Genomic DNA, 26,064 nt, shown 5'->3' with positions numbered 1-26,064 from the left:
TACGAAACTTGAAACTTGAAACTATATTTTTATCCAAATAAATTTCCGCCTTCAATTCTTGCTTTTAAATGTGCTTTCGCCAAGCGATCTCGTTTTCCTTCGGGACTTAAATCCAAGTGTGAATTTCCTTCATCATCACTAAAGTCAAAACCTAATTGTTTTGTTACTATTTTTAAATCGTCTATATGAAGCTGTGTTGTAAAAGGCTTTCCTGTTTCTTTACAAATTGCCATTCCTTTTTTCATTCCTTCCTTTTTGTAAATATGCGCACCTATTTGAGCCGGTCGCTGAATGATGTGGAAGAACTTTCCAAAGGGAATCCATATCAAAAACATTATAACTGTTACAGCATGAACTACTGCGAGAAAGTCATACGCAAATCCTTTCATAAACTGATACGAATACGTTAGGCATAATCCAGTGACCGAAATAGCAATTAATAAAAGAAGTGGCAGTAAATCGCCTTCAAAAGTCTGTGTGGCAATTAATCCTGGATTGGTTAAACGTCTTCTTAAATAATAAAGAGAACCGAAAATAACCAGATAAGAAGACCAGTTTAAGGCATGGAAAGTCAAAAATGCCATAATAGAATCCAATCTGAAATCCATTACTTTAAAACCAAAAAAATGAGCTTCGTAAACGGAAATGGAATTGGGTGCCAAAGTAAAATGGATCCATCCAAATGTGAGCGGGAAAGTAATAGCAAAAGCAGAAAAACAGCCAATTGCAATACAAAAATGGGCCAGCCATCTGTATTTTCCTCTTGGATAAATGAATTTCTGAAAAGCGATATTCTGAACTGATTCTTTTCCTAAGAACCACAAATGCGAAAATACTTTTCCTGTAAAGAGAAAATGAATTCCGCGTTTGAAATACATCCAAGTTGGCGGGCGTTGCAGACCAAACCGTATAGCGATACACAACTCCGAAAAATGCAAACAGAGTTCCGAACAGATAGGTAACCAAAGCCGCATCAAAATTTTGCAGTTTTCTTGATCCATAGAAAACCAATACGACCATAAAAACCGAAGCGGCCGTTGCAATTAATAAAGCTTTTGTATTAAATGTTTTTTCTTTCATGACAGATTATTTTCGATCAATATCTTTAGCCATTTCAGGCAGTTTTTCTTTTGTCATTTTCACAATTACACGATGCATCCAGATTAAACAAGTTAGCGACAATGCCAAAATAAAGAGCCACGAGCTCGTCCAGAATCCTGTAAATGATAATAAATACCCGAAAATAATCGGCAAGAATCCGCCTAAACCGCCTAAGAGTCCGACCATTCCACCAATTACTCCCACTTCATTAGGAAAATAATCTGGTATATGTTTGTAAACAGCAGCAGAACCAATTCCCCACGAAATTCCTATTAGAATAACCAAAACTAAATACACCCACATATTGGCTTCAAAATGAATTTGTGTAATTCCTTCTGCCAATAAATCTTTCTTTTGCACTTTTTGGTTTTGCTCTACAACCACTTCCTGCCATGTTTTTTTGGATGGAAAAAATTTAGAATGCGGCTGACTTTCGTCTTTCTGGGCGATGTTATATTCTTTATCATCTATTACAATTTTATCTGGTGCTACAGACGTAACTGTTCCTGCTTTGCTAGATAACAACCCACTTCCTGATGTTGTAATATCCATTTTCGGAAATAATAGTAAAAAGCTCAAAACGACTGAAGAACTCAAAACCCAATACATTACTTTTCTAGCCCCGAATTTATCCGATAAAAAACCTCCAAAAGCGCGTACGACACCTGCAGGTAAACTAAAACAAGAAGTAAAGATTCCGCCCAAAACTAAAGTTGTGTGATAGACGTTCATAAAATTTGGCAGAAGCCATTGTGAGAAAGTAACAAACGAGCCAAATACTAAGAAATAATAAGTTCCAAAACGCCAAACACGCACGCTCTTTAAAGGCTGTAATAATTGTTTTACCGTTTTGGACTGTGCTTCGCTTTTTTTGTTTTTGGCAAAAATCAGAAATACAATTCCCATCAATAATAAAGCAGAACCGTAGAGAATAGGAAGCCATTTCCAACCATTTTCAGGATCGCTTTCTGAAAATGTACTTAATAAAGAAGGGGCTAAAAAAGGTGTAATTGAGGCTCCTGCGGTTCCCATTCCGAAAATCCCTAAAGCTCTTCCTTGCCATTCTTTTGGATACCACACAGAAGTTGATGCTACGCCTACAGCAAAACTAGTTCCGACCATTCCGAATAAAAAACTTAAAATGGCAAAAACAGTAAAAGAAGTCGCAAAAGGTAAAAGAAACAATGGAATTGATGCCAAAATCAATAAAGCAGAATGCACAATTTTACCTCCAAATTTATCAGTTAAAATTCCCATTGGCAATCTCATAATCAATCCTGTAAGAACAGGAATCCCTAAAAGCCAGCCGATCTGTACAACACTCCAGTTAAAAATTTCCTTATCAACTAAAAAAGTAACCAGTACTCCGTTGAGTGTCCAGCATGCAAAACAGATTGCAAATGCCAAAGTGTTTAAAAAAAGGATGCGGTGGGCTTGGGAAAGATCTGCCATAGAATAAAGTATTAAATTGTGTTTTTGAAAATCTATTACTGAAATATGGGAATCATGGAAATTGCTTTTCCTAAACAACAAAAAAGCAATAGTTTACTAAAGTTAAAAAAAATATCCAAATCAAAGTACTTACTGTCAAATATTTAGCGTTATAATAATCTTATTTAAATTCATTCTTATAAAAACTGATAATCCATCTGTTAAATAAAACACAATTTCAAAAGAGTGATTAAACCTGTTTTAATTAATAAAGTCTAATCTGTAAACAATTAAAAAACTTGAATATGAAAAAATTATTTATCGCAGCTATGCTATTTGTTGGAATAGCAAGTTTTGCACAAGAAACAGATCAAAAACCGGCGCGTGAGCAAAGAGAGAGAATGACTCCGGAACAGCGTAATGAGAAACAGCTTCAAAAACTGACTACAGAATTAAGTTTAGATGCTAGTCAGCAAGCACAGGTAAAGCAGCTTTTAGCAGATAGAAGTGCAAAAGCCGAAAAATTTAGAGAAGCTAGAAAAGAAAAAAAAGATAGCAACACAAAACCAACTGCTGAAGAAAAAGCGGCTTTCAAAAAACAAATGGAAGACGAAGTTGCAGCAAATGATGCTAAAATGAAATCGATCTTAAAAGCTGATCAATACACAAAATGGAAAGCCCTGCAAGAAGAGAAAAAAGACAAAATGAGGGATAAAATGAACGAGCACAAAAAGGATAAAATCTAATTTGATGCAAAAAAAAAGAGGCTTTGAAAGCCTCTTTTTTGTTATTTAAAATGTTTTCGATACTTTATCAATCGCATTGATTGTAAAATCTAAATCTTCGTAAGTTAATGCATCTGTAATAAACCACGTTTCGTATGCAGATGGTGCGATGTAAACACCTTCTTGCAATAATCCGTGGAAGAATTTCTTGAATGTTTCGTTATCTCCTTTTGCAGCAGTTTGGAAATCGGTAACTGGATTGGCATCAAAGTGAACCGAAATCATAGAACCAACTCTATTAATAGTAAACGCAACATTATTTGCTTTTAAAACTCTATCAATTCCCGCTTCTAAATAAGCCGTTTTTTCTTCTAAACGAGTAAAAACTTCTCTGTCAGAATCAAGTGCTTTTAGCATTGCCAATCCCGCTGCCATTGCTAACGGATTTCCAGATAATGTTCCCGCTTGATAAACTGGTCCAAGAGGAGCTAAATAATTCATGATTTCTTCGCGTGCCGCAAAAGCTCCAACCGGCAATCCACCACCGATAACTTTTCCGAAAGTCACGATATCAGCATCGATACCATATAATTCCTGTACACCACCGCGAGCCAAACGGAAACCTGTCATTACTTCATCAAAAATCAATAAAATTCCGTTTGCAGTACACAAATCTTTTAAACCTTGCAAAAATCCTTCTTGAGGCGGAATACATCCCATATTTCCTGCAACTGCTTCAATGATAATCGCAGCGATTTCTCCTTTATTAGCTTCGATTAAAGTTTTTACATTCTCTAAATCATTGTATTTGGCTAACAAAGTATCTTTTGCTGTTCCTTCTGTTACACCAGGACTATTTGGCGAACCAAAAGTTACGGCTCCACTTCCTGCTTGAATCAAAAATGAATCTGAATGTCCGTGGTAACAACCCGCAAATTTTACAATTTTATCTCTTTTTGTAAATCCTCGAGCCAAACGAATTGCACTCATACAAGCTTCTGTACCTGAATTTACAAAACGAATTTTATCAATATTTGGAACCATAGAAACAGCCAAAGCAGCGATTTCAGTTTCCAATTCAGTCGGCATACCAAATGAAGTTCCTAGTTTTGCTTTTTCAATAACAGCATCAACAACTGGCTGATAGGCATGACCCAAAACCATTGGTCACCAAGAGTTAATATAATCTATTAATTTGTTTCCATCTTCATCATATAAATAAGCACCTTTGGCACTTTTTACAAAAATCGGAGTTCCGCCAACGGCTTTAAATGCTCTTACTGGTGAATTTACTCCTCCCGGAATTACTTTTTCTGCTTCAGCAAAAAGCTGACTACTTCTTTTATATAACATTCTTATTTTTGATTTTAGAATTCAGATTTTAGATTAAAACTGAAAACCTATTTTAATTTCTAGATTAATTTCAACAGAACTGGAAACTGCCACTGAGACTGAACACTAAAAACTGAACAGTGACCACTTAATTACTTAACCTTAAGTCTCTGTCCAATTGAAATAGCATTATCCGTTAGATTATTTTTTCTTTTTAAATCTTCAACCAATAAATTGAATTTCTTTGAAATGGAATACAATGTATCTCCTTTTTGAACTTCATATGAATTAGGATCATATTGGTTCATATTGATCTTTGGATCAGAAGCGACATCATAAGATGATTTTTTTGGTGGAGTCGAAGTATTTATCGGAACATAGTTTCTTCCTGTTACCTGGCAATCGTATTGATGTAGATTATAACGTTCAATATAACTAATCAACTTATCTGGATATTTCGGATCGGTTGCATAACCTGCCGCTCTCAAGCCTTTTGCCCAAGATTTATAATCGTCTTTTTCGTAAGTAAATAAAGTTGCATATCGCTTTTTTCCAACCAAAAATAAAGCATGATCTCTATAGGATTCTGATGCCTGAGGATATTTTCTGAAACATTCCTGAGCCGAATCATCGTCGTGGCGAACACTTTCTCCTAACCAATCGTTATGACATTTTATACCAAAGTGATTATTAGCATCTACAGCCAAATCTCCTCTCCCTGCGCCCGATTCCAAAATTCCTTGCGCTAGAATAATACTCGCTGGAATTCCGTACGTTTTCATGTTTCCCATTGCAATATCTTTGTAAAGCAAGACATAATTATTAATCAAATCGCTGGTAACAACTGTTTTGGAAGTAGATTGAATAACCTCAGTTGTATTATTTGTAGAAGGGTAATTTTTACCGATAGGCTTAACAGGAGTACTTCTTTTTGTCGCTGCCGTTCGAGATTGAACTGCTGCCGCTTTTTTAGTCGTCGCGATAGCAGGCTTACTAGAAGAGCAGCTTGCTAAAGCTAATATTACGAGAAGTAATACAATTTTTTTAATCATTGGTTTTTAGTATTGGTAATTTCTTCTGCTTCAATTTTATATTCATTCCATCAATTCCCTGCAATCCACCTGTGTGAATGAGTAGAATTTTTGAATGTGCAGGAAAATAATTTTTGCGGATTAAATCTATAACGCCAAAAACCATCTTTCCTGTATAAATTGGATCTAAGGGTACTTTATTTTCTTCAAAAAAAGCATTAATAAATTCGATTAATTCTAAATTTATCTTTCCATAACCTCCAAAATGATAGTCAGAAATTAAATTCCAGTTATCTTTTTTTGCAAAAATACGAATTTCATCGGTTAAAAAGTCACCTTTTAACGCTGGAAAACCCAAAATTTTCTGATTTTGCAGCGAACTATTAATTAATCCCGAAATCGTGCCGCCTGTTCCAACTGCACAACAAACATAATTAAAAACCGAATCTTGTTCTGTTAAAATCTCCTCGCAACCTTTTACTGCTAATTCGTTTGTACCTCCTTCTGGAACCAAATAAAAATCTCCAAATTTATCTTTCAACTTTTCTATAAAAGATTTTTCACCTTTCAAACGATACTCTTCTCTTGAAACAAATTCAAATTGCATTCCGTTTTCTTGGGCAAATTTCAAGGTTGGATTTTCTGTTATTTTATCTAAAAGTTCATCGCCTCGAATTATTCCGATGGTTTTGAAACCTTGTTCTTTTCCCGCATAAGCAACTGCTGCAATATGATTGGAAAATGCTCCGCCAAAAGTCAGTAAAGTTTCTTTATTTTCGGCTTTCGCCTGAAGTAAATTGTATTTCAGTTTTCTAAATTTATTTCCTGAAACGAAAGGATGGATGAGATCTTCACGCTTTATAGTCAACGAAATATCATTCGGAAATTGAATATTGATGGACTGATTGAAAACTGGATTCATTTTAATTTAATGTAATGTAGAAACTGGAAAAAAGATCTGTCTTTCAGATAATTTAAATCGGTTTCTTTTGTGTAAGCTTCTCTTTCAAAACTAATATTTCGATACGCTAGATCTTTGTTTTTGTATTGAATTAAACGAATTAAAAATTCCAGAACATACCAAATAAAGAATGGCAGAACTAGCATTTCTAGCTGTTGTCTCAAATGTATTTTTTCATGATTTACAAAAGTCCCGTTTGCTTTATCAAAATCATATTTAACTAAAACGAAAGGAAATAAAGCCATTCCTCGATACCCTTTCGGAATTAAATATTTAGCAACAATCAGAAACATTGGCTGTAAAATTTATAAATTTGTAGCTATAAAATTGTTCGATTTCAATAAAATCATAATCAAATATTTATATTTTTGATTTTAGTTTATCCGAAAAAGAACCCGAAGCAGATTTATGAAAGAGCAAAGTAATGAAAATAAATTAATCGAAGGCGAAGATTTTTACTATACGCCCGAAGGTTACAAATGCTTTACTGAAAAACATCATTTAAAACGTGGTTATTGTTGCAAAAGCGGTTGTCGCCACTGTCCTTACGGATATGATAAAAAAACAGGAAGAATAAATAAAAATTAGAATACCACAAGATGAAGGTTTTTATCAATAAAAATATACCCGAAGCCGGCATTAAATTGCTTCAATATAAAGGCATTGCCTTTACAATAAATCCAACAGAAAATGTATTGTCAAGACAAGAGTTTATAAAAATCTGTCAAGAACATGATGCGTTGCTGAATGTTGGAACAAACAAATTTGATGAAGATTTTTTTCAGCAATGTCCCAATTTAAAAGGAATCGCACTGTTTTCTGTCGGATTTGATTCTGTCAATATTCCATCGGCAAACAGCAGAAAAATTCCTGTTGGAAATACGCCCGACGTTTTAAGCAGAGCTACATCGGATGTTGCTTTTTTATTGATGCAAAGTGTTGCGAGAAAGTCATTTTTCAATCATAAAAGAATTTTAAACAATGATTGGGGAAGTTTTGACCCTTTGGCAAATTTAGGACAGGAACTTTACGGTAAAAAGCTGGGAATTTTCGGTTTGGGAAGAATTGGTTTTGAAATGGCTAAAAAATGTAAGGCCGCATTTGGCATGAACATAATTTACCACAATCGTTCTCATAATGAAATTGCCGAAAAAGAATTGGATGCGAAATATGTAGATTTTGAAACGTTACTTGCAGAAAGTGATGTTTTAAGTGTTCATTCGAATTATACAGAAGAAAATAACGAAATTTTCAATAAAAATGCTTTTGCTAAAATGAAATCTAATTCTATTTTCATCAACACGGCAAGAGGAAAATTTCATAATGAAAATGATTTATTTGAGGCGCTAACGAATAGTATAATCTGGGGAGCAGGATTGGATGTTACCAATCCTGTACCAATGCAATCAGACAATCCGTTATTATCACTTTCTAATTGTTGCATTTTACCACATATTGGCTCTGCAACTTATGAAGCTAGAAACGCAATGGCGGTTTGCGCGGCTCAAAATATTATTGCGCTTTTTGAAAATAAAAAAATGCCGTTTTGTGTTAATGAGGAAGTTTATATTTAAAATTCCAATTTTTTAAATTCCAAATTCCAATCTAAAATCTAAAATTATAAATGGATATTCGTTCAAGAAAGTTTAAGATTACGATTTACAAATCGTATCATAGGTCGGATATCCGTTATCCCTAGTTCTTTTTAATTAGAAAATATGACAATTAGCCAATGAGTCAATTTGAAAATGAGGAAATTAAAATAAATTTTAAATCTAATTTCGTCGGCTAATATTTCGCTCCTCTGGAGCTTTTATATTGGGGCTACTGTTTTTCTATAAATATTACGCCTTTCCAAGGCTTTATTTTATTAGCTCCAGAGGAGCGAAATATTTATAGAAATCATTTAAACGTTTGTCAGATATAAGCCCCAGCGGGGCGACATAATTAAAAAAACAAAAATTAATCTGATGTTAATCTAAGCTCAATATCTTAGTAACTTAGAATCTTAGCATCTTAGAATCTTAAAAAAATGACTTTCAAAGAACAAATACAACAAGGAATACCTTCTATATTACCAGCAAAGCAGGCTTACGATCCAGCAATTAATCATGCTCCGAAACGAAAAGAAATTCTTTCGGCAGAAGAAAAAAAGTTGGCGCTGAAAAATGCATTGCGTTATTTTGATCCAAAACACCACGCCGAATTACTTCCTGAATTTTCAGAAGAATTGGAAACTTACGGCCGTATTTATATGTATCGTCTTCGTCCAGATTACAAAATGTATGCAAGACCAATTGATGAATATCCTGGAAAATCATTGCAGGCGAAAGCGATTATGCATATGATTCAGAACAACTTGGATTATGCAGTGGCACAACACCCTCATGAATTGATTACGTATGGAGGAAATGGAGCCGTTTTCCAAAACTGGGCGCAGTATTTATTGACGATGCAATATTTGTCTGAAATGACAGACGAGCAGACTTTAACCATGTATTCAGGTCATCCAATGGGATTATTCCCTTCGCATAAAGAAGCGCCAAGAGTTGTGGTTACTAACGGAATGGTGATTCCGAATTACTCCAAACCTGACGATTGGGAAAAAATGAATGCATTGGGAGTTTCGCAATACGGACAAATGACGGCGGGAAGTTATATGTACATTGGCCCTCAAGGAATTGTACACGGAACGACAATTACGGTTTTAAATGGTTTTAGAAAAATAAAACAAAATCCTGAAGGAAGTTTATTTGTAACTTCTGGTCTTGGCGGAATGTCTGGGGCACAGCCAAAAGCAGGAAATATTGCAGGATGTATTACGGTCTGCGCCGAAGTAAATCCGAAGATTACTAAAATCCGTCACGAACAAGGATGGATTAACGAAGTGGTAACTTCTGCAGACGAATTGGTTGCCAGAGTAACTTTAGCGAAAGCGAATAAAGAAACCGTTTCCATTGCTTATTTAGGAAATGTCGTGGACGTTTGGGAGCGTTTCGATGAAGAAAATATCAAGATCGATTTAGGTTCAGACCAGACTTCGCTTCATAATCCGTGGGCTGGAGGTTATTATCCAGTTGGAATTTCTTTTGAAGAAGCAAATGATTTGATGGCCAACAATCCGGAATTATTTAAAGAAAAAGTTCAGGAAACCTTACGCCGTCACGCAGATGCTATTAACAAACACACCGCAAAAGGAACTTACTTTTTTGATTACGGAAATGCCTTTTTACTAGAAGCTTCTCGCGCAGGAGCCGATGTAATGGCCGAAAATAATATCGATTTTAAATATCCAAGTTACGTTCAAGATATTATGCGCAATGTGTTTTGATTATGGATTTGGTCATTTCCGTTGGGTTTGCACTTCAGGGAAACCTGAAGATTTATTAAAAACAGATGCGATTGCTTGCGAAGTTTTAGAAAAAATGGCCGAAACTGCTCCAAATGAAATTCAGCAGCAAATGCAGGATAATATTAGATGGATTAAAGGCGCACAGGAAAATAAATTGGTTGTAGGTTCTCAAGCTCGAATCTTGTATGCTGACGCTGAAGGCAGAATTAAAATTGCCGAAGCCTTTAACCAGGCCATTGCAAAAGGAGAAATTGGCGCGGTTGTTTTAGGACGCGATCATCACGATGTTTCAGGAACTGATTCTCCTTATAGAGAAACTTCAAACATCTACGATGGATCTCGCTTTACAGCCGATATGGCAATTCATAACGTAATTGGAGATAGCTTTAGAGGAGCAACTTGGGTTTCTATTCATAATGGAGGCGGAGTTGGCTGGGGTGAGGTTATAAACGGCGGATTTGGTATGGTTCTTGATGGTTCTACAGAGGCTTCAAAACGTTTAGCATCAATGCTTTTCTGGGATGTTAACAACGGAATTTCAAGAAGAAGCTGGGCTCGAAATGAAGGTGCTGTTTTTGCCATAAAAAGAGCCATGGAAGTTGAGCCTTTATTAAAAGTGACTTTACCCAATTTAGTCGACGAAAGTTTGCTTTAGAATAACATAATGTCATAATGAGCAAAATCGAAGGCTTACAGAAATGAAAGGACTTTGACTCCGCTCAGTTTGACAAACTTAAAAAGAACATTAATTCTTAGATATATGAAAACACTTAAGTTAATTCCGTTTTTGTTACTGCTGATATTTACTTCTTGCAGTACTGTGACTGTTTATTCTGATTATGACAAAACTGTCGATTTTGCGCCTTATAAAACATACGCTTACTTTAAGCCCGGAATTGACAAGGTTGAAATATCAGATTTAGACAAAAGAAGAATTCTACGCGCTATTGATGATCAAATGCAAGCTAAAGGATTTACCAAAAGCGACAATCCAGATTTACTGATCAATATTTTTACAAAATCCAGAGAGCAAGTAGATGTAAACCAATTTAGTGCTGGCTGGGGTTACGGCTGGGGCTGGGGTTGGAATCCTTATATGATGTATGGTGGTAACCAGACTACCGTGTCTACTTCTACTGAAGGGACTTTATACATTGATTTGATCGATGCTAAAAAGAAAGAAATGATCTGGCAAGGTGAAGGTGTTGGAACTTTGACAAGAAACATCGATAAAAAAGATGAAAAAATTGCTGAGTTTGTAGGCAAAATTTTAGCTCAATATCCGCCAGTTAAAAAGTAATTTTCAGTCGCAGTTGGTAGTTTTCAGCTTTTATAAAACTTTAAATAGTTGTGAACTTTCCAGAAATAATTAATACATTTGCTACTCAATTAGCTAGAAAAATGAAAAACTTTAACAACATTATTATCGCTATTATTAGCATTATTGCAATTCAGCAATAATGGCGAGGTGTTATATAAGTTTGTAAAATATAATTTATAGAAACCTCCCAATTGGGAGGTTTTTTATTTTTAAGAAAGTTTAAAACAAATATTTTTTTTGCCACAGATTTCACAGATTCTCACAGATTAAAAATCATATTAATCCTTTTAATCTGTGGCAAAAAAGTTAAAAACAAAACATGATGAGTTTATTTAACGAAGTACTTAATGCCCAAAAGCAGTTGGAAAATGTAGTTGCCGCAACACCTTTAACCCAAAATTTGAATCTTTCAGACGAATTTGAATCTACTATTTTATTAAAAAGAGAAGATTTGCAAATTGTTCGTTCGTATAAAATTCGGGGCGCTTACAATAAGATTTCTTCGTTAAATGAAAAAGAAAAAGCAAACGGAATTGTATGCGCCAGTGCCGGAAATCATGCTCAAGGTGTTGCTTATTCTTGCAATCTTTTAAAGATTCAAGGCAAAATTTATATGCCTAAAACAACTCCAAAACAAAAAGTAAAACAAGTTCAATTGTTCGGAAAATCGTTTGTTGAAATTGTTTTAACTGGCGATACTTTTGATGACGCTTATGCTTCTGCAACTGCTGATGCTATCAAAAATCATAAAACATTTATCCACCCTTTTGATGATGAAAAAGTAATTGCTGGACAGGGAACCGTAGGGTTAGAAATCTTAGAAAGTTGTAAAGAACCTATCGATTATGTTTTTGTTCCAATTGGCGGCGGCGGACTGGCTTCGGGATTGTCTGAAGTTTTTAAGCATTTAAGTCCGCATACCAAAATAATTGGAGTCGAACCAAAAGGTGCGCCTTCAATGAAAACTTCGATTGAAGAAAACAAAAATACGGCACTAAAAACAATTGACAAATTTGTAGATGGAGCTGCTGTAAAACAAGTTGGAGATAAAACTTTTGAAATCTGTCGTTATAATCTGGAAGATATAATTTTGGTTCCCGAAGGAAAAGTCTGCACTACAATTTTAAGATTGTATAATGAAGAAGCAATGGTTGTTGAACCAGCAGGAGCATTAACAATTGCAGCTTTAGATTTTTACAAAGATAAAATTAAAGGTAAAAATGTAGTTTGTATTGTAAGCGGAAGTAATAATGACATTGAAAGAACTGCCGAAATAAAAGAGCGATCTCTACTTTATGAAGGTTTGATGCATTATTTTATGATTCAGTTTCCGCAGCGTCCGGGAGCTTTAAAAGAATTTGTCAATAATATTTTAGGCCCAGATGATGACATCACGTATTTCCAGTTTGCTAAGAAAAACAGTCGCGAAGTTGGTTCTGTTGTCGTTGGTTTAGAATTGAAAAACAAAAACGACATTATGCCTATTAAATTAAAAATGACCGAAAATGGTTTTGAGTTTCAATACCTGAATGATAATCAAGATTTATTTACGCAGTTAATTGGATAATCTTGTCTAAAATGATAAATGTCAGAAAACAAAAAAGAAGTTATCGTATTTTTGCATTTACTTTAAAACTAAAAAAATGACAGCTTTAAAAGATATTTCGACAATAGAAGACATTCAGCAAATGGTTAATAGCTTTTATGCAAATGTTAGAAAGGACGATTTAATCGGGCCGATATTTAATGATAAATTACAAGACCGTTGGGAACCTCATCTGCAAAAAATGTACAATTTTTGGCAGACGATTCTATTTGATGTTCGCGCTTATTCTGGAACGCCTTTTCCTCCACATAAACAGTTACCAGTAGACAAAACGCACTTTGACCGTTGGATCGCTATTTTTAATTCGACAATCGATTCGCAATTTGCAGGACCAATAACCGAAGAAGCCAAAATGCGCGCTACGAATATGGCTTTTATGTTTAGCCATAAAATTGAGTATTTTAGAAATGCAGAAAATGAGATGAGAAATGCAATAAAAAAATCTTAAAAAATTTCTTTCATTTAAAAAGCAGAACTTTATATTTGATAAAATGAATTAAACCCAAATCTATATTCTTTTATTTATGAAAAAAGTTATTTTCTTTATTGCAATCTGTTTCTCATTTTTAAACCAATTATCAGCACAAACACCAGCTTCTAATTTATACAAAGGAACTGTCGACGGAAAAACCCCGATTACACTTTACATTCAGACATCAGAAAATCAATGCAATGCCGATTTAAGCTATGCGGCAATGTATCGCTACAATAAATCCAAAAATTGGATTCAAATTTATCCTACTCAAAACAAAAAGAAAGAAAATGAGTTTGTTATGGTTGAACACAATTTCAGTGGTGTTTTAATTTTACAGAAAAGCGGCAATACTTTCACTGGTTTATGGATTAGCCCTGATGCTAAAAAACAATTGAAAGTAGAGGTAAAAGAAACTCCAATGACCAAAAAAGAGATTGAAAACTATCAACAAACGATGGAAAGAGTAAGTTTTGATAATAACGACTGCTAAAATCGTACTTATTACAGCTCTTTAAAAATCTACAAAAATGCAATAAAAGTCAATTTCGAATAAAAATTTTGCGATGGATGATAAAAAATCGAGTCTTAAATTCGTAATTTTACATTTTAATCTACAACGTTTTCGAAATGAATCCAAATATTGAAACCAATCCGTTATTAGAGAGATTGCCGAAGCATTTACAGCAATTTATCAAACCTCAAGATTATAGTGACTACACTCCTATCAATCAAGCGGTTTGGCGATATGTTATGCGCAAAAATGTAGATTATCTTTCTAAAGTTGCACATCATTCTTATCTAGAAGGTTTGCGTAAAACAGGAATCGAAATTGATTCTATTCCGAGCATGTACGGCATGAACCGAATTCTAAGTGAAATTGGGTGGGCTGCGGTTGCAGTTGATGGCTTTATTCCGCCAAATGCTTTTATGGAATTTCAAGCTTATAACGTTTTGGTTATTGCTTCAGACATCAGACAATTAGAACATATTGAATATACTCCTGCTCCAGACATCATTCATGAAGGTGCAGGTCACGCTCCTATTATTGCCAATCCAGAATATGCCGAATATTTAAGGCGTTTTGGCGAAATTGGCTGTAAAGCGATTTCTTCTCATAAAGATTATCAAATGTATGAAGCGATTCGTCTGCTTTCTATTTTAAAAGAAGCAGAAGATACGCCACAAGAAAAAATCGATGAGGCCGAAAAAGCGGTTGCCGATTTGCAAAACAACATGGGCGAATTATCTGAAATGGCTCAAATTAGAAACTTACACTGGTGAGCCGTTGAATACGGTTTGATTGGAACAGTTGAAAATCCAAAAATTTATGGTGCGGGATTACTTTCTTCTATTGGAGAAAGCGCTTGGTGCATGACTGATAATGTGAAGAAAATTCCATATGATATTTCTGCAGCCAATCAGAATTTTGATATTACTCAATTGCAACCTCAGCTTTATGTAACACCAAATTTCTCTTATTTGAGTTTGATTTTGGAAGAATTTGCAAATAAAATGGCTTTACGAACTGGAGGTTTGTCTGGTATTCAGAAACTAATTCAATCGAATGCTTTAGGAACAATAGAATTAAGTACAGGTTTACAAATTTCTGGAGTTTTTACCAATGTAATTGAAGAAGAAGGAAAACCAGTTTACATTCAGACTACTGGAAAAACAGCTCTTTCTTACCGCGAAAAAGAATTAGTTGGTCACGGAACTTTAACGCATCCTCATGGATTTGGAAGTCCGATCGGGAAACTGAAAGGTTTTAATCTGGCGATTGAAGATATGAGTCCGAAGGATTTACAAGCTTACAGTATTGTAGAAAACGAAACTGTAAAACTGGAATTTGAAGGCAATATTATTGTGGAGGGTGAAATCATTACAGGATCTCGAAACTTACATGGAGAAATCATTCTAATTAGTTTTAAAAATTGTACCGTTACTCATGGAGAAACTATTTTGTTTCAGCCTGAATGGGGCAATTACGATATGGCAATTGGTAAAAAAGTGATTTCTGCATTCTCTGGCCCTGCCGATGTGAATAGTTTTGATTTAATTAATATTGTTCCTTCAACAAAAACAATCAAAGCGAAACATACCGACGAGCGTGATGAATTGGAAGTTTTATATGCTACAGTTAGAAACATAAGAAATAATAAAGACTCTAAATCGGAATTGAAATCGGTTTTTGAAAAAGTCAAAAGCAATCATTCAAATGACTGGCTGTTAAATATCGAAATTGCCGAGCTTTTGAAAGATTCAGATGAGAAACAGCTTTTACAAAAAGTTTTAGTTTATCTGGATCAATTGAAAGAAAGACGTCCCGAAATTGCGCATTTAATTTCTGGTGGATTGGATTTGATTTTTGATCGTTCTATTGCTTGATTTGCCACAAAGGCACTAAGGCGCCAAAATTCTTCTTTTGCTAATTTTTTAATCTCGCAAAGACGCAGAGTCGCAAAGTTTTTTACTTTTTAAAGCTTACTAAGTTTCTTTTATTAGATTAAAAGATAGAATTATATATTGAATTGCCTCCTGCTTTAGCTGGAGGAAAATAAAGCCAAAATTAAAAGGCTTTAGCCAAATCTCATTTTTAGACTGCACCCAAAAGTTTAGACAAATTAATAATTAAGTTTTATAATAATGAGCTCGATATTGTATCGGGCTCATTGCTTTTAGATTAAGTTTTATTCTGTCATTATTATAATAATTAATATACTCAATAATCTCCTGTTTTAATTGACCAATGGAACTGTATTTTTTAAGATAAAACAACTCTGATTTTAATGTTCCAAAGAAGTTTTCAATAATTGCATTGTCAAGACAATTTCCTTTTCTGGACATACTCTGTTTAATTCCTTTTTCTTTTAATAAGCATTGGTACTGTTTCATTTGATACTGCCATCCTTGATCAGAGTGCAGCGTTAAATTAGTATTGTCGGGTATTTTCTTAAATGCTTTTTCAAGCATCACGGCTACCTGATTAAATACAGGTCTTTCAGCCAGTTCATAACTAACTATTTCTCCATTAAACAAATCAATTATTGGTGATAAATATAATTTTTTTCCTGAGACGTTAAATTCAGTTATATCGGTCGCCCATTTTTGATTAGGCACTGATGCTTTAAAGTTTCTGCTCAGAATATTTGGGGCAATCCTGCCTTGTTCTCCTTTATAGGATTTATATTTTTTAACTCTGATCAGGCTTTTTAATCCCAACGATTTCATTAGCCTTAAAACTGTTTTATGATTGATGATTATCCCTTGAAGCTTTAACTCACTAGTGATCCTCCTGTATCCGTAACGCCCCTTATGCTTAGAATAAATTGATTTTATAAGTTCTTTTACTTTTTTGTATTTATCAGCTGTTTTACTCTGTTTTTGATAATAATAAAAACTGCTGCGCGCCACATTACTGCAATTTAAAAGTAATTTTAAATCATAGCGATGCCTTAATTCCATTATGACTTGCGATTTTTGGCTTTTTCTTCGGCTTGAATTAAGGCTTGTAACTTTTTTAGATAATCAATTTCACAGCGTAATGCTTCATTCTCCAACAGAAGTTCTTCTTCCCTGGTTAAAGGTTTTTCAGATTTACTTTTTTTATCTTTAAAATCACTCATAGATTTTGGTCTCCCTTTTGGTTTTAGTTTTAATCCTTCTAAACCAAAATTAGCAAAATCTTTTTTCCATTTAATGATAATTGAATCCGAAGGAATGTTAAATCGCAAACGAGCTTCTCTTAAAGATAATGAATCCCTGCAAATTGACTTTAAAACCTTTAATTTAAAACCAATCGGATAAACCTGATTTTTTCGTGACATTAAACCTGCCCTTCCATATTCCCTGTAAAAACTGACCCATTTGCGTATATTAGATTTGCTGGTTCCTTTCTCGCTAGATGCTAATGCAAATGAATAATGTTTAACAACTACTAATTCTACACACTCAAGTTTGAATTCATAGCTGTGCTTGACTTTTCTTTCCATAAAAATGCCCCCAAATAGCGTCTAACTTTTTGGGGGCAGTGCATATTTTGGCTAAAGCCTTTTTCAATTTCTTGATGAATACCTCCAGCTAAAGCAGGAGGCAATTCAAAAAATCATTTTAATCCTTTAATCTGTGGCAAAAATTCTTTGCGACTCTGCGTCTTTGCGAGATTTTTTTACAACTTTGAATTCAAATCCTGAGTCAACTCCGTTTCAGACTCGATAGTTTTTCCGTTGTATTCTAGTTTCCAGCCCATTGAATTCGTCATGATTAAAATCTTAGACAACTCGCTTATTAATCGGTTTTGGGCGTTGGTTTTTAGGGTAGATTTTTCGATTTTCTTAGCCAGATTGGCTTTTACCGATTTGTTGATTTTATTGTAATCGTCGCCCGTAAACGGATTCAGTTTACTTTGTTCTACATCATAAAACTGAATATCTGGGTTTATGGTAATTTCTTCTTTTGGAATATTTAAAATCGTAATGGTTTTGTTTTTCTCATCAATATCATATTTCATCTGATGCAAATCGTAAGCAACCGTCACATTTGCATTGACCACAATAAGTGCTTTTTTCTCAAAAGAAATCATGTCCATCAAATATTTCTGCTGATTTTTATAGGTAATGACTTCTGAAAAATGCCCTTCGGTAACAACCAATTTCCCAACGTTAAGAATCTGCTGTTGAATTAAATTAGTATTGTACTGAATATCTGAATCGTCTTCTTTTTTGAACTGGCAATATTTAAACCCCAGAACAATTATTAAAACAATAACTCCAACACCTATAATTCTTTTAATCAAGTTTTGCATTCTTCTAAAATATTTTAGACCAATTTACTCCTTTTTTTATTTTTTTGCCACGAAATTGTTTCTTTTTCTGCCACGAATTCACGAATTTTCGCTAATGTCATTATCTATAAATTTTTCCATTTCACAAATTTAATTTGTGAAATTCAATTATAAGTATCCGCATAGATTAGCGAAAATTCGTGAATTCGTGGCGAAAAAAATGGCAAAAAAACTTAAAAAGGATATCCAATAGCGATATTCAAAATCAGGTTGTCTTTTCTCCACGAACTGCTTCCAAAATTAATGTCGTCAATTACCCATCTTTGTCCGTCTGGCAAGGCAGGATTTCGAAGCGGAATGGCCAAATCTGTTCTTAGAACTAAAAACGATAAATCGAAACGTAAACCTGCTCCTGCTCCAATTGCGATTTCTTTCATAAAATCTTTTGAGATTTCTGCGCCAGATTTGTTCGGGTCAGCATGCAGCAACCAAATGTTTCCAGCATCTAAAAACACCGCACCTCTAACAATACTGAAAAGTTTTGCTCGATATTCGGTATTAAATTCCAATTTTAAATCAGCGGATTGATCTGGCGTATAATTATCATTTGTCGTTGGTGGAATAACATAACTTCCCGGCCATAAAGTTCGTGCTCTAAACGCTCGAATACTATTAGTTCCTCCTACAACAAACTGTTTGGATGCTGGAAGCGTATTCGAATTCCCGTAGGCAAATCCAGCTCCAACAATCAATCTGCTGGCTAATTCGCTTTCTTTTCCGATTTTTAAATAATGCCTGAAATCGGATCTGATTTTTACATATTGGCTAAACGGAACATCGAATATCGTTTTAACCTTATTTGGATAGTCTGCACCTGTAATCAATCCAGTAAGATTTCCTGCCAAATCCAATTCCCCATTAAAATAGATCTTATTTTTTCTGCGTTTCTGCATTGTATTGGTATACGTATAATTGTAAGTTGGGCCAAAAATCAGCTGTTTTTCGATTACTTTTCCTAATGCCGGATCATCCTCGATATCAGCTAGATATTCTGGTGTAACATGATTCGGACTCACATAAGTCACATCCACAATGTTTAACTGATGCTCTTTACGAATGTTTTCTTTCCACAAATATCCAAATGAAGTATTAAAAGAATTCAAGGCATACAACTGCGTTCGCTTTTGATATTCGTAACGAATAGTTGCTTTAGTCCTCGGCACATATTCGCTATTTCCTTCAATATTAAAAGGAGTAATAAATCTAGGCCAAGTCAAGCTGACTTCACCTCCAAGCTTATAAATATTTTTTCCTTTATTTACTCCTCCAAGCTGAAAATCGGCACCACCAAAAATCGAAGCAGTAAACAATTCTGCACCACGCAAAAAGTTTCTGTTGTTCCAGTTTAGATTTAATTCTGTACCGGTATAACTCGCTGAATTGGTTTTCCCGATAACTTCAACACGAATAAACTTTTTAGGCAAAAGCGTTAGATAATAATACGAATCTAAAGCATTGTCTATACTGTCTGAAGGTTTGAATTCATTTTTGACAAAACTAAAAGTTCCTAAATTTACAAAACGATTCAAAGTCAAATTATGATCGGTTCGGTTGTATAAATCTCCTTTTTTGAAATAGATTGTTCTATCGTAAACTCTTGGCTTAAACGTTTCTGCCGTATCAATAATGGTAAAATCTTTATACTGAGTAATATTCTTTTTCCTGTAAACCATACTGTCGTTTCCCAGAGAATAATTGGGATAAACGAAAATGTTATTTATCGTATAAGCTCTTAATGCTTTTACAGGAGTTTCGTCTTTAATAACCAATCTAATTTTTACTTCATGATCGCCTTTACTGCTGTCTACTTTTGCCAGAAGATAATCAGGATTAAAATAGTAATACCCTTTTTCTTTCAGTCTGGCATCAATACGTTCCCGTTCTGCTTTTATTACATCCAAATCATATGGCTTTCCCACTTTCAACAAACTGCGTCTGCTTGATCTGGCAATTATTTTTGACATCTTTAAAGAGTCATCTGGAAATGTGACACTTTTAATAATATATTGCTTTTTTGGAACTACAGTATATTCTGCCGTTACTCTTTTGTTACTTACAGTAGAATCGGCGCTGACACGAGTTTTAAAATAGCCTCTATTTTCAGTAAAATTTCTCAGCACTGAAGCATTATAATCTAAATCGACTTTACTAAAAAGCACTGGCTCTTCTCCAACTTTGTTGCGAAGCCAATATCTAAATCCTTTTTCTTTTTTGGGCTCACCAGCAATATTATAAAACCATAACTTCGGACGTAATCCTAAAAACGTTTTATTTGGTTTTGGACGAAGAAGACCTTCCAACTCGGTTTGCAGTGCTTTTCTATCTTTCTTTTTCATGATAGAATCTTTCACTTTCACCGAACCGCCTGTGTAAAGCAAATCACCTTCTGGAAGATATTTTGTATTACTGCATCCAAGGACAAAAAACAAGGATATCAACACAAAATAATTTGCAAAATGATTATTTATATGATTATGTTTTCTGTTCATTTCCTTCAATTTGATTTTCCTGCAATTTCTCCTTCTCTTTATCTTCCCTTTTTTTCTGTTTTTCTTTTTCTTTTCGAAGCTTTTCTTCGCGAATCAATTCTTTTTCTTTTTCGGAGCGATGGAAAAGTTCTCTAAATTTATTGTAACTCATCGTGATAATAAAAGCAACACCTGTTTCTACAACCTGCCCTTCAACTGCCACTTGATATTGATTTTTTCTGTAGGCACGAACCATATAACGGCCGTCTTTTGTCAATTGATAATCTAAAGCGACATCACCCGCAATATTCGTGCTTTCTTCATTGGCGCGCTCTGCACCTTCTACTCCAAAACTGCTTCCAACGGTTACTTTTAATCTGTCATCCAACAGTTTTTTAGAAACCTCCACATTCAAATCGGTTCTATTTTGCATCGTTCCAGATGTGTAATCTTCAGACGATTCTAAATCGAAATTGACTTCAACTCCTGTGATCAATTCTCCTGCCAGATTATTCAATTGCTGCGAAAGTATTTTACTTACACTTTGTCTTGCCATTGTTTCGGCGCTTATACCACCACTTTGACTCGCAAACGGATTTTCGCCTACAAAACGGTTTAATAATAAAAGGGCAAAAACCTGTTTGTTCAATTCTGCAGGATCTTGTTCTAATTGTTTTAATTTACTTTGTGTCGTTGTAACAACATCTGAAGAAACATTATAATTTCCTTCTGGCAATACAATTCCAAATGAGATTTCAGGTTTCATCAATTCTCCATTCATTTTCAATAAGGTCTGAAAAGGAAGCTTTTGTTTATAGGTATTTTGAACAGCCGGTTCCATTCCCGCCAACTGATTTCCAAGCAAATCAATCGGTGCTGCGTTTACATTATAAATCGCTGTAATATTTAAGTTTGCCATTGTTGGTTCTCCATTCCAGGTAATGTAACTTCCTTTCTGAATATCAAATTTTCTTTTGATTCCATTAAAATTCATTTCATAAGCTCCATCCGAGAACTCGTATTTCCCTGTTAGCGTTGTTTTTCCAGATTGATCAATTCCTCCTACCAATTCCGCTTCCCCTTTCAAGTTCAGATAATCTCCGTTTGCTTTATCAATTAACAGTGTTAATTCGGCCTCTTTATCAATTGTAATGGCAACATTTACATCCATTCCTTTCAATTCCGATTGATCTAATTTATTCTGAAGATCAACTGTTTGTTTGAGGTACATATTGTCTTCATCAACAAACTCTACAATTCCCTCACGATCGGCAATAGAAGGATCTGATTGTGGCATTACCACTGTAAACTTGGTTTCTTTATTGATTTTAAGCGTTCCGTCAACAACCGGACTATCCAAGTTTCCTTTTATATTCAATTTGGTATCTAAGAATAAATCTCCATAGAACAAATCGTTGTCTTTTGCTTTTGAATGAATGGCTCTAAAATCGTCTGCTTCAACTAGCAAATTGAAATTGTACTTAACAAAATCTGGAGACTGAATGGTTCCGTTTACATACAATTCGTTGTCATTCTCATCAAAAAGAGAGAATTTATCAAATGAAATCGTTTCATTGCTAAAAGTGATTTTCTCATTTTTAGTTTTAAAATAGGAATTGAGCTGTGTCACCCTAAAACCAGCATCGTTAAAATTCAATTCGCCATTAATTTTTGGAGCAGAAGTGTTTCCTGTAAGCTTAAAATTTCCCGATAAAAACCCTTGACCTTCAGTAATATTTCCCATGCTGAAACCTTGGATACTTTTGATGTTTAACTTATTAATAACCACATCAAAATCAAAATTCCCAGTATCCAGCAAATAATCTCCTGTTAGCTTCAAATCATTTCCTTCGTCGCTTAAAGCTACATTTGCAGCAAGTGTATTTGCCGTTTTATTGTTAACTTTTATTTCTAAGTCGCCAACTTTTGAACCTTTAAAAGTAAAATCATCAATTTTTAAGTCAGAAGTAAAAGTCGGGTTTGTCATCACGTTTTCAACCAATGCATTTCCGTTTATCAACCCTTGCATCAGCAATTCGTCTTTTTTAACCATATTCATAATGGTTTCGATTTTGAAATTCACAAAATCGACTTGCAACGGCGCATTATCCTTTGTTCCTTGTGATTGAATTTTTAACTCGTTTCCGTTATTATTCAAATTGAATTTATCGACATAAAGTCTTTTTTCTCCAAACTCAATCCTGTTTTCTGGATTTACATTCCATTTATCATAATTTAAAATGAAGTTTTCAGCATCCAATTTTACAATGTTCTTTGAGTCTTCTGCCTTAAATTCACCTGCTATAAAATATTGCTGTTTGTCTTTGGCATCTTTTACTTCAAGAGCATAAGTCAAAATATTATTCTGCACATCTCCTGATAAACTTGTAAATGGAATTTTAAGCGAGCCGCTTTCAATTGTTGCCACAGAAATCGAATATTCTAAAGCATTTTCTTTGGCTTCGATGTTTATTTTCCCGTCCGAAATGGTATTGCCTCCATAAACAATTCTTGGAATGGTTCCTTTTACAGTCAACGAATCTGTCTGATTATTATAATTTCCTGTTATGCTAAAAGGTTCTAAACCTGTTAATTTTGGCAATAATTTCATAAGCACAGGATCATTATCTACTTTCAAAGTAAAGGCTAATCTTTGTTCATCTGATTCTGCATTAACCTTTGGATTTTTTAGATCAATATATTTTGATAATGATTTTTGAATCGAATTTGCCAGTGTCGTGAGTTTGTATTTTCCCGTTACTTCGGCTTTTAAAAATTGAGACGAAATTTTAATCGAATTGCTGTCTTTGTCTGCAAAAGCCAAAACGCGAATTGAATCTAGAACAATTGGTTCGGCATCTTGCAAAATCTGAATGTTCGAAAGAAATAATTTTCCGTTCAGAAAATCTGGATTGCTATTGGTTATATCGGCATCGACATTTCCGCGAAGTTTCATTGGTCATGCATGCAGATTTAGCTTTTCTAAATCGGCAATATCCAAATTTAGTTTCAGTTTTACGGTTGGATATTTCTCTTTTGTATCGCCTGAAGCCGTTAAATTGAAATTCAAATTAGGATCTTCCATTCCTGATTTTACAGCAAAAGAACCGTTTTCGATATTTCCTTTCAGCGTTAAATCTTTATAGGTATATCTGTTAAAAACTGCTTTCTGAACAATTCCATCAACAGAAGCATTTGCCGTCTTCGGATCTAAACCGTTACCTTTTACTTTCGCTTTAAGCATAATTTTCCCGATGGAGTCGTTTTTAATTAATCGCCCCAAATCGAATTCCTGCAGAGAAATGTTTGCATCATATTTCTCTCTTTTTTAATGCGCTGATCGAATAACGCATCAACTTTCGCATTTCCGAAACTGCTGTTTAAAGCCAGATTCGTTTTAAAATTTTGAACTGAACCTTTAAATTTTCCTTGCAAACTTAACTGTGACGGAAGTTGAATATTTTTCGGAATTGTTCCCGCAGGCACAAACAAGTTAATGTCTTTTGAAGTACTCGAAATCTTCTTGATATTCAAATCATAATACGCTTTTTGAGCATCCGGAAGTCCTACTATTTTTCCAGAAAGCGAAGCTTTTGTCGTTCCTATTCCACTCATTTCAAATTTCGAAATAGTCAAATCTTTTACTTTTCCGCTCACGCGACTGTCTACGTACAAAATCGCATTTGGATTGCTTTTAAACGGATTTGTTTTCTGCAAATCTGGAACAAACAAGAGAATGTCTTTAAACCCAATTTTTGATTGTTTTAAATTAGCATCAATCGCCAGATTTCCTAAATCTTTCTGAAGCGATTCAAGTGATTTATATTGCGCCTTAACTTTATCTTGAACAAGAGTTTGTGGCGTTTTTAAATATAAATTATCTAACGAAGCATTTTTTGGACCATAAAAGAAATCGGTTTTGAAAGCCTGAATCTGCAAACCGCTTTTTTCGTTAACAGTCAATGTTTTAATATTTCCAGAAATGGTATCATTTCCATAATATAATTTTTCGGCTCTAAAATTAAATCTACTCAAATCAAGATGCGCATAATCCAATCCTTTTGTTTTAGGTTTGGATTGCATATCATCAAATTTGAAAGCAATATTTTCTAGATCGGTTTTGTTCAATTTTACTTTCCAACCTGCTTGCTTTATGGCTGTGGTATCCAAATCGGGTGCATCAATTTGCTTGTCTTGTGCTCCCAAGCGCAGATTTCCGCTTAGATTTTTTACTTCGAAAGTATCAAAATCTAAAAGCTGCTTATTCAGGTCAATTTCATTAACGGCTAAATTTAAGTTTCCTAAACGAATCCCAGAATTTAGTTTCGAATCTTTATTATCGTATAAAATATCGATTTTAGACAACGTTATTTTATCTAAAGCCAATTTAAAATCTGGACGCTTCGAAATTGTATCAACCGTTTTTACTGAAACCTCAGCAATTTTTTCGACTACATCCTGATCTAAAACCACCTTCAATCCGTTTAAATTGATTGTCGGAATATTAAAATCCATCTGATCCAGATCAAATTTTTTGAATTTGGTATCAAAATGAGTCAGGTTTACACGAATGTCATTTTTAGCGAAATCATCTTTAAAATTAAATTTAACCTGATCAAGGTTTACTTTTACAACCGAAATTTTAAAGGGCTTTGCATTAGGATCTTCAACCTTTGGTTCATTTGATTCGAATGCTTTGATGATATAATCGAAATTGAAGACTCCTTGTTTGTTTCTAGAAATATTGGCTTTTACATTTTCAAGCGAAACTGAGTTGATTTCGAGTTCACTGCTAACGAGTTTAAAAAGGTCGACATCAACTTCTAATCGATTACCTGCCAACAAAGTATCTTTTTTTTGATCTTCAAAATAAAAACCTTCCAGAACTACGTCTTTGGGGAATTTTATCGAAATATGATCTAAGGAAACTTTAGTTTTTATCTTGCCCTGAAGATAGTTTATCGCTTTATCCTTAACGAAATTTTGAACCGAAGGAACTTGAATTAGAATGATCAGAAGTAATAAAAGTGCAACTACAGAAACCACGCACCACATAAGGATACGAAGTGTTTTTTTAAGAAAATAAACAGGTTTCTTATTCATACCTCAATAAAATCGGATTAGATTAAAATTGCTTCTGAAAAAAGCAGAGTTACACATTTTACAAAAATGTAAAATTTAAACCTTAACAATTTACACAATTATGAGGAATTATTCTAAAATTTTATTGTTGTTTTTGCCACAAAGGCGCGAAGTCGCAAAGTTTTGAGTTATTTTTTTGCCACAGATTAAACGAATTAACACAGATTAAAAAAACTACATTATTTTGAAAAATCCTTAAAATCTTTTTAATCAGTGGCTAAAAAACAGTTAGTGTGGAGCTTTTTTTGCTTTCTAAACTGTTGGTTTTAATCAATCTCT

General features: G+C 34.1%; 15 protein-coding genes and 4 pseudogenes. 9 read left to right on the top strand and 10 right to left on the bottom strand.

Annotated elements, in window-relative coordinates; genetic code table 11:
* Positions 1–29 precede the first annotated feature (29 nt).
* Positions 30–878 carry an MFS transporter gene (locus ACPWTF_RS18125; RefSeq protein ID WP_427872402.1) on the bottom strand — a complete coding sequence of 283 codons (849 nt, stop codon included), beginning with the start codon at positions 876–878 and terminating at the stop codon, positions 30–32.
* A gap of 208 nt (positions 879–1,086) precedes the next feature.
* A complete protein-coding gene (locus ACPWTF_RS18120; protein WP_427872401.1) occupies positions 1,087–2,553 on the bottom strand; it encodes an MFS transporter in 1,467 nt (488 codons plus the stop codon).
* A gap of 284 nt (positions 2,554–2,837) precedes the next feature.
* On the opposite strand from ACPWTF_RS18120, the gene ACPWTF_RS18115 reads away from it, so the two are divergent.
* Entirely contained in the window at positions 2,838–3,278 is a 441-nt protein-coding gene (locus tag ACPWTF_RS18115; RefSeq protein ID WP_427872400.1) for a hypothetical protein, read from the top strand.
* A gap of 45 nt (positions 3,279–3,323) precedes the next feature.
* Here ACPWTF_RS18115 and hemL read toward each other — a convergent pair.
* From hemL to ACPWTF_RS18095, 4 genes and pseudogenes are all read right to left on the bottom strand, one after another.
* Positions 3,324–4,610: pseudogene (gene hemL, locus ACPWTF_RS18110) on the bottom strand (glutamate-1-semialdehyde 2,1-aminomutase).
* A gap of 131 nt (positions 4,611–4,741) precedes the next feature.
* On the bottom strand, positions 4,742–5,641 hold the full coding sequence (locus ACPWTF_RS18105) for a glucosaminidase domain-containing protein (protein ID WP_250833894.1): 900 nt from the start codon (positions 5,639–5,641) through the stop codon (positions 4,742–4,744).
* Positions 5,634–6,542 (bottom strand): 1-aminocyclopropane-1-carboxylate deaminase/D-cysteine desulfhydrase, encoded by a 909-nt coding sequence (locus tag ACPWTF_RS18100; RefSeq protein WP_427872399.1) that lies wholly within the window; start codon positions 6,540–6,542, stop codon positions 5,634–5,636. Before ACPWTF_RS18100 ends, ACPWTF_RS18105 begins: the two co-directional genes overlap by 8 nt.
* Positions 6,539–6,874, bottom strand: a complete 336-nt coding sequence (locus tag ACPWTF_RS18095) for a hypothetical protein (protein WP_427872398.1) — start codon at positions 6,872–6,874, stop codon at positions 6,539–6,541. The genes ACPWTF_RS18100 and ACPWTF_RS18095 overlap by 4 nt, the downstream gene beginning before the upstream one ends.
* 115 nt (positions 6,875–6,989) lie before the next feature.
* Between ACPWTF_RS18095 and ACPWTF_RS18090 the strand changes: the two genes are divergently transcribed.
* The 8 genes and pseudogenes from ACPWTF_RS18090 (at position 6,990) to ACPWTF_RS18055 (ending at position 15,720) form a co-directional block, all read left to right on the top strand.
* Entirely contained in the window at positions 6,990–7,169 is a 180-nt protein-coding gene (locus ACPWTF_RS18090) for a DUF5522 domain-containing protein (RefSeq protein ID WP_095928730.1), read from the top strand.
* A gap of 11 nt (positions 7,170–7,180) precedes the next feature.
* Positions 7,181–8,155, top strand: coding sequence for a 2-hydroxyacid dehydrogenase (locus ACPWTF_RS18085; protein ID WP_427872397.1), 975 nt, complete (start codon positions 7,181–7,183; stop codon positions 8,153–8,155).
* A 458-nt stretch (positions 8,156–8,613) separates the two neighbouring features.
* A pseudogene (locus ACPWTF_RS18080) lies at positions 8,614–10,588 on the top strand (urocanate hydratase).
* A 105-nt stretch (positions 10,589–10,693) separates the two neighbouring features.
* Positions 10,694–11,233 (top strand): DUF4136 domain-containing protein, encoded by a 540-nt coding sequence (locus tag ACPWTF_RS18075; RefSeq protein WP_427872396.1) that lies wholly within the window; start codon positions 10,694–10,696, stop codon positions 11,231–11,233.
* 343 nt (positions 11,234–11,576) lie between these two features.
* Positions 11,577–12,821 (top strand): threonine ammonia-lyase IlvA, encoded by a 1,245-nt coding sequence (gene ilvA / locus ACPWTF_RS18070; protein WP_427875770.1) that lies wholly within the window; start codon positions 11,577–11,579, stop codon positions 12,819–12,821.
* 76 nt (positions 12,822–12,897) lie between these two features.
* Positions 12,898–13,308, top strand: coding sequence for a group III truncated hemoglobin (locus ACPWTF_RS18065; protein WP_129746285.1), 411 nt, complete (start codon positions 12,898–12,900; stop codon positions 13,306–13,308).
* 76 nt (positions 13,309–13,384) lie between these two features.
* Positions 13,385–13,825 carry a hypothetical protein gene (locus ACPWTF_RS18060; RefSeq protein WP_095928724.1) on the top strand — a complete coding sequence of 147 codons (441 nt, stop codon included), beginning with the start codon at positions 13,385–13,387 and terminating at the stop codon, positions 13,823–13,825.
* Positions 13,826–13,962: 137 nt separating this feature from the next.
* Positions 13,963–15,720, top strand: a pseudogene (locus ACPWTF_RS18055) (aromatic amino acid hydroxylase).
* A gap of 243 nt (positions 15,721–15,963) precedes the next feature.
* On the opposite strand, the gene ACPWTF_RS18050 reads toward ACPWTF_RS18055, so the two are convergent.
* The 4 genes and pseudogenes from ACPWTF_RS18050 to ACPWTF_RS18035 form a co-directional block, all read right to left on the bottom strand.
* A protein-coding gene (locus ACPWTF_RS18050; RefSeq protein ID WP_427872395.1) for an IS3 family transposase occupies positions 15,964–17,324 on the bottom strand; the annotation gives its coding sequence in 2 pieces (ribosomal slippage) (positions 15,964–16,841 and positions 16,841–17,324; 1,362 coding nt in all).
* 176 nt (positions 17,325–17,500) lie between these two features.
* Positions 17,501–18,136 (bottom strand): DUF4230 domain-containing protein, encoded by a 636-nt coding sequence (locus tag ACPWTF_RS18045; protein WP_427872394.1) that lies wholly within the window; start codon positions 18,134–18,136, stop codon positions 17,501–17,503.
* A 212-nt stretch (positions 18,137–18,348) separates the two neighbouring features.
* Positions 18,349–20,664 carry a BamA/TamA family outer membrane protein gene (locus tag ACPWTF_RS18040; RefSeq protein WP_427872393.1) on the bottom strand — a complete coding sequence of 772 codons (2,316 nt, stop codon included), beginning with the start codon at positions 20,662–20,664 and terminating at the stop codon, positions 18,349–18,351.
* Positions 20,648–25,746 (bottom strand): annotated as a pseudogene (locus tag ACPWTF_RS18035) (translocation/assembly module TamB domain-containing protein). Before ACPWTF_RS18035 ends, ACPWTF_RS18040 begins: the two are co-directional and overlap by 17 nt.
* Positions 25,747–26,064: the final 318 nt, after the last annotated feature.

This window comes from Flavobacterium sp. MMS24-S5 (assembly GCF_050320125.1).
GTDB classification, from domain to species: domain Bacteria; phylum Bacteroidota; class Bacteroidia; order Flavobacteriales; family Flavobacteriaceae; genus Flavobacterium; species Flavobacterium tyrosinilyticum.
This window is presented reverse-complemented; position numbering and strand designations above follow the sequence as displayed.

Coding starts and splice junctions, on each gene's coding strand:
- ACPWTF_RS18120 (WP_427872401.1), bottom strand. CDS start 2,553: ATGGCAGATCTTTCCCAAGCCCACCGCATCCTTTTTTTAAACACTTTG.
- ACPWTF_RS18060 (WP_095928724.1), top strand. CDS start 13,385: ATGAAAAAAGTTATTTTCTTTATTGCAATCTGTTTCTCATTTTTAAAC.
- ACPWTF_RS18085 (WP_427872397.1), top strand. CDS start 7,181: ATGAAGGTTTTTATCAATAAAAATATACCCGAAGCCGGCATTAAATTG.
- ACPWTF_RS18105 (WP_250833894.1), bottom strand. CDS start 5,641: ATGATTAAAAAAATTGTATTACTTCTCGTAATATTAGCTTTAGCAAGC.
- ACPWTF_RS18065 (WP_129746285.1), top strand. CDS start 12,898: ATGACAGCTTTAAAAGATATTTCGACAATAGAAGACATTCAGCAAATG.
- ilvA (WP_427875770.1), top strand. CDS start 11,577: ATGAGTTTATTTAACGAAGTACTTAATGCCCAAAAGCAGTTGGAAAAT.
- ACPWTF_RS18125 (WP_427872402.1), bottom strand. CDS start 878: ATGTATTTCAAACGCGGAATTCATTTTCTCTTTACAGGAAAAGTATTT.
- ACPWTF_RS18075 (WP_427872396.1), top strand. CDS start 10,694: ATGAAAACACTTAAGTTAATTCCGTTTTTGTTACTGCTGATATTTACT.
- ACPWTF_RS18090 (WP_095928730.1), top strand. CDS start 6,990: ATGAAAGAGCAAAGTAATGAAAATAAATTAATCGAAGGCGAAGATTTT.
- ACPWTF_RS18045 (WP_427872394.1), bottom strand. CDS start 18,136: ATGCAAAACTTGATTAAAAGAATTATAGGTGTTGGAGTTATTGTTTTA.
- ACPWTF_RS18095 (WP_427872398.1), bottom strand. CDS start 6,874: ATGTTTCTGATTGTTGCTAAATATTTAATTCCGAAAGGGTATCGAGGA.
- ACPWTF_RS18040 (WP_427872393.1), bottom strand. CDS start 20,664: ATGAACAGAAAACATAATCATATAAATAATCATTTTGCAAATTATTTT.
- ACPWTF_RS18115 (WP_427872400.1), top strand. CDS start 2,838: ATGAAAAAATTATTTATCGCAGCTATGCTATTTGTTGGAATAGCAAGT.
- ACPWTF_RS18100 (WP_427872399.1), bottom strand. CDS start 6,542: ATGAATCCAGTTTTCAATCAGTCCATCAATATTCAATTTCCGAATGAT.